This is a genomic window from Candidatus Obscuribacterales bacterium (assembly GCA_036703605.1).
Taxonomy (GTDB): Bacteria; Cyanobacteriota; Cyanobacteriia; order RECH01; family RECH01; genus RECH01.
On record DATNRH010000805.1, the window covers coordinates 1 to 6,152 of the forward strand.

General features: G+C 52.8%; 6 protein-coding genes. 5 read left to right on the plus strand and 1 reads right to left on the minus strand.

The window, feature by feature from the left end:
* From V6D20_16755 to V6D20_16770, 4 genes are all read left to right on the plus strand, one after another.
* The coding region (locus V6D20_16755) for a F0F1 ATP synthase subunit C (GenBank protein ID HEY9817430.1) at positions 1 to 262 on the plus strand (262 nt) is incomplete at its 5' end.
* Between the two features lie 3 nt (positions 263 to 265).
* Positions 266 to 1,030 (plus strand): F0F1 ATP synthase subunit delta, encoded by a 765-nt coding sequence (locus V6D20_16760; protein ID HEY9817431.1) that lies wholly within the window; start codon positions 266 to 268, stop codon positions 1,028 to 1,030.
* A 77-nt stretch (positions 1,031 to 1,107) separates the two neighbouring features.
* Positions 1,108 to 2,649 (plus strand): alternate F1F0 ATPase, F1 subunit alpha, encoded by a 1,542-nt coding sequence (locus tag V6D20_16765; protein ID HEY9817432.1) that lies wholly within the window; start codon positions 1,108 to 1,110, stop codon positions 2,647 to 2,649.
* Positions 2,636 to 3,529 carry a F0F1 ATP synthase subunit gamma gene (locus tag V6D20_16770; GenBank protein HEY9817433.1) on the plus strand — a complete coding sequence of 298 codons (894 nt, stop codon included), beginning with the start codon at positions 2,636 to 2,638 and terminating at the stop codon, positions 3,527 to 3,529. The genes V6D20_16765 and V6D20_16770 overlap by 14 nt, the downstream gene beginning before the upstream one ends.
* A gap of 68 nt (positions 3,530 to 3,597) precedes the next feature.
* On the opposite strand, the gene V6D20_16775 is transcribed toward V6D20_16770, so the two are convergent.
* Positions 3,598 to 4,722 (minus strand): hypothetical protein, encoded by a 1,125-nt coding sequence (locus tag V6D20_16775; protein ID HEY9817434.1) that lies wholly within the window; start codon positions 4,720 to 4,722, stop codon positions 3,598 to 3,600.
* Between the two features lie 295 nt (positions 4,723 to 5,017).
* Here V6D20_16775 and V6D20_16780 point away from each other — a divergent pair, with 295 nt between their 5' ends.
* A complete protein-coding gene (locus V6D20_16780; GenBank protein ID HEY9817435.1) occupies positions 5,018 to 5,752 on the plus strand; it encodes a TrkA family potassium uptake protein in 735 nt (244 codons plus the stop codon).
* Positions 5,753 to 6,152 lie beyond the last annotated feature (400 nt).

The window sequence follows — 6,152 nt, forward strand, 5'->3', positions numbered from 1 at the left end:
TTGGATTGCGATCGCTTCTATTGTCACCGCTGGCATCACCATCGCCATTGGTTCCATTGGCCCAGCCCTAGGAGAAGGACGCGCCCTGGCCCAAGCCCTCAGCGCCCTAGCCCAGCAGCCCGATGAAGCCGCCACCATCACCCGTACCTTATTTGTTGGTATGGCGCTAGTAGAATCCACTGGGATTTACTGCTTAGTGGTGTCCTTAATTTTACTATTTGCTAATCCCTACTGGGCCTATTTGATTGAGCAAGGAGGCTAGACCATGCTCATTGATTGGTTTACCGTTGTTGCCCAGATTTTTAACTTTCTTGTTCTTGTCTGGTTACTCAAACGCTTTCTCTATGGCCCCATTACCCAGGCTATGTCTAAACGCGAGGCGCTGATTGCTAGCCAGCTTGCCGATGCCCAAACTAGCCTCACAGAAGCAGCCCAAGAAGCCGAATACTATCGCCAGATGCAGGCGACCCTCAAGGCTCAGCACGATGACTGGCTGGAACAAACGCGACAACAGGTAGAACAACAGCGTCAGACTTGGTTAGATGAAGCTAAGCAGTCGGTGGCGATCGCTCGGGAGCAGTGGCTCAAGGATCTAGAGCAGGAGCATCAGCAGATCTGGGATACGATCCATCAGCAAACTACTCAGCAGTTGGTAGTCACGACGCGCCAAGTTTTGACCCACCTTGCCAATATTGATCTGGAGGAACAGATTGTTCAGGTCTTTATCCACCAGCTCCACGATCTATCTGACCAGGAGCGAGAACGCCTCCAAACAGCCCTCACCCATAGCCCAGATCATCAGTTGACGATTCGCAGCGGCTTTCCCCTGTCTACCGCTCAAAGCGATCGCCTACGCCAAGCAATTGGTGACCATGTACCAGAGGCGATCGCCCTTGACTTCGACACCGATCCAAGCCTGGTCTGCGGCATTCAGGTGACCACCGCTGGCTATCTCCTCGATTGGAATATTGCCCATTACCTGGACGAACTGGACACCAAGCTTGCCAGCGCCCTCAATCACACCAGCTAAGATAACCAAAACCTGTAGGGTGGGCAATGCCAGATCTACAGGCTGAATGGGGTGACATAAACGGAGAGACCATAACCATGACTCAGTCCAACGTATTTCTACAATCAGCCCTCGACCAAGCCTTGCAAACCTTCGGGCAGGCTGTTCAGGAGCATCAGCCTGAATTGGCCAGCCAAGAGGTCGGCACGGTTACGTATTTAGGTAATGGCATTGCCCGAGTTGTGGGACTACCCCATGGACAATCGGAAGAGCTGGTTTTATTTCCGGGCGATCGCTTGGGCATGATCTTTAACCTTGATGAAGACGAAGTGGGCGTGGTGCTGCTGGATGATAGCCAGGGGCTGCAGGCGGGCTGTGAGGTGCGCCGCACGGGGCGGGTGATGGATGTGCCGGTGGGGCCGGCTCTGCTGGGGCGGGTGATGGATGCTACGGGACGACCTTTGGATGGTCGTGGCCCGATCGCAGCGATCGCCCGTTGGCCCATCGAACGCCCTGCCCCCTCCATCCTCGATCGCGCCCCGGTGACGGTGCCGCTTGAGACGGGGATTAAGGTGATTGATGCCCTGATTCCCGTAGGTCGGGGTCAGCGGGAGTTAATTCTCGGCGATCGCCAAATTGGTAAAACAGCGATCGCTCTGGATACTATCCTTAACCAAGCCGGTAAGGATATGATCTGCATTTACTGCGCCATTGGCCAACAGGGATCGGCCCTGGCCCGATTGATTGCCACGCTGCAGCAGGAAGGAGCCATGGACTATTGCATCGTTGTGGTCGCCGCTGGCAACACAACCCCCGGTTTGCAGTACACAGCGCCCTATGCCGCCACCACCATGGGCGAATATTTTATGGAACAGGGCCGCGATGTTCTGATTGTTTACGATGATCTGATCTGTCACGCCCGCGCCTATCGAGAACTGTCCCTGCTGCTACGCCGTCCCCCCGGACGAGAAGCCTTTCCTGGCGACATTTTCTACATCCATTCCCGCCTCCTAGAACGCGCTACCCATCTCTGTGCCGAGCGTGGCGGCGGCTCCCTGACTGCCCTGCCCATCGTGGAAACAGAAGCCCAAAACCTATCCGCCTACATTCCCACGAACCTCGTGTCGATTACCGACGGACAAATTTACCTAACTCCTGATCTATTTCAGAAGGGTATTTTACCTGCTGTAGACGTGGGGCGATCGGTGTCGCGGGTGGGCGGTAAGACCCAGCTTCCTGCCTATGCCAAGGTGGCCGGAGCGTTGCGGCTGTCCTACGCCCAGTTTGAAGAGTTAGAACTCTTTGCCCGCTTTGGTACCCGTCTGGATGATGCCACCCAAAAGACCCTGGATCGGGGGCAGCGGGTGCGGGAAGTGCTGAAGCAATCCCAGTTCGTTCATTTACCCGCCGCTACTCAGATTGCCGTGTTGCTGGCGGTGACCCAAGGTGTGTTTGATGCTCTACCTCGCCACCAGATTGCTACCGCTGAAACTCAGATTCATCAAGCACTCCAAGACCAATTACCCGACGTGGGCGATCGCATCCATAGCGGCATTCCCCTCTCTGAAGGCGACTATAAAGCCCTGCTCGACTTAGCAACTCTTGTGGTTAGGAGCCTAGAACCCCATGCCCACCACTGAAGCCCTCCAACGTAAAATCAGCAGCGCTCAGGAACTACAGTCCATTGTCAAAACCATGAAGGCCTTAGCTGCCGTCAGTATCCACCAATATGAGCGGGCTGTATCGTCCCTAAGCACCTACCAACAGGTCTTAGAGCTAAGCCTACAAGTCCTGTTGCACCATACGCCCAGCGGTTTACCTATCCGTCCCACCGCTGCACCGCCTTGCTTAGTTATCTTCGGCTCCGATCAAGGGATGTGTGGTCGCTTCAATGAACAATTAGCCACCGCTGTTTTAGACCATCTACAAAACCACCCTTCCCAGGCTAAAGAGCGATCGCTCCCTCCTCGTTTGATCACCGTGGGCACCCGCCTAGCTGCGCGCCTAGCTGATGACGGCTACCGCACCGATGCCAGCTTCAGTGTGCCTAGCTCGGTGAGCGGCATCACGCCCATGGTGCAAACGATTGTGCAACAGCTTGAAGAATGGCGATCGCACTCAGCTATTGGCGCTATCTATGTGTTTCATCATCGTTTCCTAGGTGGATCCAGCTATCGACCGAAAACCTTCCAGCTCTATCCCCTGGATGCTGCTTGGCTGCACCATCTACGGCATCAGCCGTGGCGATCGCGTCAGGTGCCAATGATTACTCTACCTCCCGAACAACTGTTTTCTGCTCTATTCCAACAGCTCTTCTTCCTAGGGCTATTCCGGGCCTGTGCGGAATCTCTCGCCAGCGAAAATGCCAGCCGCCTGGCCGCGATGCAGGTGGCCGAAAAAAATATCCAAGAACGCCTTGCCCAAATCCAAAGCGACTACAATCAGCATCGCCAAACGTTAGTGACGGAGGAACTCCTCGATATTATTGCTGGCTTTGAAGCATTACAAACCGATTCCTAACCAAGCAGGGCGATCGCCCCCGTTCAGAATAACGCTATGGCTAACAGTTCCGATGAGAAACGATATCTCTAGGAAATCTTATCTTTCCAGAATACAAGCGCTAGCTTCACCAAGTCGGAAAGGGTGATGTCTCCCTCCAAGGGAATTGCAGCTTGCTCAAAGAAGCGGGCAAAGTCTCGAGCCGGATAGGTGCCTTGGGCGCTTTGTTTACCGGGGGGAATATACAGAATCCATGAGGGGGTCTTGCAATCAAGGCTGAGGACGTTCATGCGTCCGATGGGGTGGCGGAAGCCTGCGTGATCGCGCTGGTCGATGGGGCGGGCAGGTCTGCGGTTTGGGATGGGCAAATATAGCCACAGGTCGATGGGCTCTGATTGTTTACCGGAGCGGATTTCAGCGCAGTGGATTTTGCCTTTACCATAGTTCACGACAGGACTAGCAACGATTTCTTTAATGCGTTCATCGAAGCAGAGAATTTGGTGACGAATGGCTAGAAGGCGATCGCTCTTTTCTTTCGTTACTTTCCTCAGCAAGGTGTTAAGGGTGCTGGGAGGATCTGGGATATAGTCGCTGATGTCGTACACATCGGCTGGGTCGTAAGAAATTGAGAGGTGGTGGTGGTGATGGGTGGTGTGGTTATGGAGGTGAAGCGACAGCCCAGTGGTGCGATCGCCCACAATCTCAAACTTGCAAAACTCGAAGGACAGGGTGCTATGTTCTTGGTCGATCCAGGTGTGACGATGAAAGCTTGGAGCGATCGCCATGAGCCTGATAGGCTGCCCATAATCCACCTGCTCCGCAAAGGGTTGGGCTTCGCGGATGGCTCTGTAGTAGCGGGTGAGCTGCTGCACAATGGAGCGATCTTCAGTGTTTTTGAGTTCGAGGATGACAAGCTGGCGGGAAGGAGCGATCGCCAAAATGTCACAAATCTCTCCTGCCAGGCTGTACTGTCGTTTTAAAGACACTAACCCCAACAAGGCTTCGAGATTGTCATACACAAAATTTTCTAGGACACGCTCACTACCAAAAGCCCAGGCATCTGTCGTCTTTTGAAGCAGGGCATTGATTGGGGGCACGCGTTTGGGACGGCTGTTTTTGCTGTGCTGCCGTGCTTTAACTCTCGCCTTGGCTTCTCTCTCTTTGGCTTTAGCGATCAGACGTTCATATTCATAGGGATGAAGTGGGCGGCCCATTCTCAAAAAAGCTCCATTCGATTATTCTTTGGCTCATTCGGTGGCGCAGGATTATTGTGACGAGAAATAGACTATTATTCTTACCTAATTCTTGCGAAACTCCCTGCAGGTTGGTATGGCCGCAATTATACTGTCAATTAACCGACGAGGTTCGTCACCTCAAAAAACGTACTGATGTTGACGAGTCGTGTTCTCAGACTTTTATGAGGAACACTACGGTAATAGTGTAAACGTCCTAAAACACAAAAGACCATCTAAACTAGAAGCACAGGCGATCGCACGAGGAGTTTAGCTTATGTACGTTGTGATTGGAGGCGCTAGCATGATGGGGCTAGATCTAGCCACCACCCTACTGCAAATGGGTCATACCATCGCCATCGTGGATACCAATCCCCTTGCTTGCCAACATGCCCGCGAGAAAATTGGCGTCATGGCCTTTGAAGGCAGTGCTGTCAACACCACCGTGCTTATGGAAGCCGGTATCCGCAAAGCCGACGCCGTGATCGCATCCCTACAGGACGATGCCCTCAACCTCGCCATGGTCACCCTTTCTAAACATTATGGCGTCGATCAAATTGTGGTGAGAATGCGCGATCGCGACTTTGCCGCCCCCTACCGCCTCGCCGGAGCCACCCATATCATCAGCACCACCGAGCTAGCGATCGCCCGCATCGTGAACGCTATCGAATATCCCCAAGTGGATGCCATGATGCACTTCGAGCAAGGACAGGTAGAAGTCCTGAAGCTATCGATTCCCCAGCAGTGCTACATCGTCGGGCGCAGCGTTGCAGAAGTCGCCCAGGATCCACGCTTCCCTTCCGGCTCCCTGATCATCGGCTACCAAGCCCACCCCCACGAAGACTTGATTATTCCCAATGGCAGCACCATCCTAGAAAATGGTTCCACCATCCTAGCGGTCACCAAACCTCACCTTGTGCGGCAAATGATTGAATTCATGGGGCTATGTACCCAGGACTGTGGTTCTAGCGCCAGCATCTTGCCCCAAGCTAGTCTGAACGGAGTTGTTTGATTATCCTGGAGAAAAAATTCCCGGTTAGGCAAGTAGCTTACCCATCATTCGCGTAACATATGATACGCATGATTCTAGCAAGAATAAGTAGTCTTGTGATCGCTCATAGCAGATTTCACAGAAATTCTGCTGTATCAAGTCTAGTTAAAAAGCTACACAAGCTATTCATAAGAAAATCACATTAGATTCATGACTCATCCACCTCAATAAACTTAGGTGCGTGATAGTTTCTAATGCTGATTGGGCATTCTGAAGAAAGAATATGACTGTGTCTGGTTCAAGTCAATTGCAACTGCATCATTTCCAGGACGGAATATGTCTAAACAATCCGCTAAGCCCACAGACAAGAAGCGATCGGCAAATTCTAGCAGCAGTCAGTCGCGGGTAAAACGCCCCAATA

Coding starts and splice junctions, on each gene's coding strand:
- V6D20_16765 (HEY9817432.1), top strand. CDS start 1,108: ATGACTCAGTCCAACGTATTTCTACAATCAGCCCTCGACCAAGCCTTG.
- V6D20_16760 (HEY9817431.1), top strand. CDS start 266: ATGCTCATTGATTGGTTTACCGTTGTTGCCCAGATTTTTAACTTTCTT.
- V6D20_16770 (HEY9817433.1), top strand. CDS start 2,636: ATGCCCACCACTGAAGCCCTCCAACGTAAAATCAGCAGCGCTCAGGAA.
- V6D20_16775 (HEY9817434.1), bottom strand. CDS start 4,722: ATGGGCCGCCCACTTCATCCCTATGAATATGAACGTCTGATCGCTAAA.
- V6D20_16780 (HEY9817435.1), top strand. CDS start 5,018: ATGTACGTTGTGATTGGAGGCGCTAGCATGATGGGGCTAGATCTAGCC.